We start from the raw sequence: 1,721 nt of genomic DNA, 5'->3' as shown, positions 1-1,721 counted from the left end.
GCACACTTACGAAAATCCTATCGGATTTTCTTGGTCAGTAATTATTTACTAAATTTATAGCTAAATCACTCAACAAAACATACCAAAAACCGTTAAATTTTATGCCGATGAAAAACTAGTCGGATAAATGATAAAAATACGGAGAAGAAACTAAAACGATAAAAATCTCATTGAAACGTTGATTTTGAGCAACACTTCGGAGGAGAAACTGAAACGGAAAAACTAGTTGAAACGTTGATTTGAGCAACACTTCGGAGGAGAAACTGAAACAGAAAAACTAGTTGAAACGTTGATTTGAGCAACACTTCGGAGGAGAAACTGAAATGAAAAAACTAGTTGAAACGCTGATTTGAGCAACACTTCGGAGGAGAAACTGAAACGGAAAAACTAGTTGAAACGCTGATTTGAGCAATATCTCGGAGGAGAAACCCAAATGAAAAAACTAGTTGAAACGCTGATTTGAACAATATCTCGGAGGAGAAACTGTAACGAATTAACATAAAAGATTAATTTAAGTTTAATAAAAATAATTACAACTCAAAAAGGCACACAATTTAACAATGCGTTTATTTCATTGCTTGGTTAATTCCACGTACGAAAAGCCTCTGATTATTCTAATGTTTAGAGTTTTTTAATTAAATTTGAGCTTAATCACGCAACGAAACCAAACTCTAAACCGTTGCAAAACATTATAGGGTTCAAGGGGTTCATTACCTCAACATTATGCGCTTAGTTTTTATTTTTTTCTCAATCTACGCGTGTTAAAAAAATTGATATACTATGAATAGATTAACAAAAAGAGATGCTAGAATAGCTGATTTATTTTTAGAAGATTTATTAACTATTGAAAACAACGACTTTTTATATAAGAACTCGGTATATTGGTTTTTTAATAAAAATTCCGTGTCAAATAAAAAAGCTGAGATTATTTGCGAAAAATTAAATGTATATGGTGCTATAAACCTAAAAAACAAAGAAGGAGAATATAGATTGAATACTAATTTTGTTAAGGATGATATAATTACATTTTTAAAAGAAGGAGGTTTAACGGATATTTGGTTACGAAATAATAAATTGAATAACGAATCCATAACTTCTACGTGGAAACTATGGTCTTTTTGGCCTGTATTCATATTCGGATTGTTTGGTGGTGTATATAGTGTGAGAAGTTTATTTAAAGAAATAAAAGTAAATAAAGATACTCAAGAAAAACAACAAGATAAACTAGAAAATAAAGAGATAACAGAAAAGGCATATAATACTGTTTTAGAAAATAAAATAGACTCTTTAAAAAGTAAATAATCGTATTATAAAATTGGCTTATATTTTTCATCGTTTCTAATTCTTTATTTTGCATTTTCTGTAACCCATCTAAAACCGCTATCGTCTGTACCTTGCTATCGCAAATCGCCACCGCTAAAAAAATAAAAAAGATGGTCTGGTAATTGTAATTTTCAGAGTACACATTCCCCCTAAAACGTTAGGCAACTGCTTTGTTATAAAAAATGCTGTTTATGTTATTAATTTTTACTTTGTTTTCTTTATATTTATGCTACGCGAGTTGGATAAAGTGGCGGATTGTTTAAACGCACTTTTCATACCAGCTCCAGTTGTAAGCAATTACCTAAAAAAAAACTATGAAAAAAATAATTATCATTCTTTGTCTAATACTCATTTCTTGTAATTTCAATAACAAGAAAGAAACAAAATCTAATAACAAT

Annotated in this window: 1 protein-coding gene; it reads left to right on the top strand. The window is 29.7% G+C overall.

Translation table 11 applies throughout. From position 1 onward, the window contains the following. The first annotated feature begins 780 nt into the window (after positions 1–780). Positions 781–1,302: a hypothetical protein gene (locus BLU40_RS17415; RefSeq protein ID WP_090126813.1), complete on the top strand. Its 522-nt coding sequence runs from the start codon at positions 781–783 to the stop codon at positions 1,300–1,302. The last annotated feature ends 419 nt before the right edge of the window (positions 1,303–1,721 follow it).

The sequence above is a fragment of the Lutibacter oricola genome (genome assembly GCF_900106565.1).
Classification (GTDB): domain Bacteria; phylum Bacteroidota; class Bacteroidia; order Flavobacteriales; family Flavobacteriaceae; genus Lutibacter; species Lutibacter oricola.
Note: the sequence above shows the minus strand (reverse complement) of the source record. Positions and strands in the feature narration are given on the sequence as shown.

Excerpts from the sequence above, each read along its gene's own strand:
- BLU40_RS17415 (WP_090126813.1), top strand. The coding sequence starts at position 781 with ATGAATAGATTAACAAAAAGAGATGCTAGAATAGCTGATTTATTTTTA.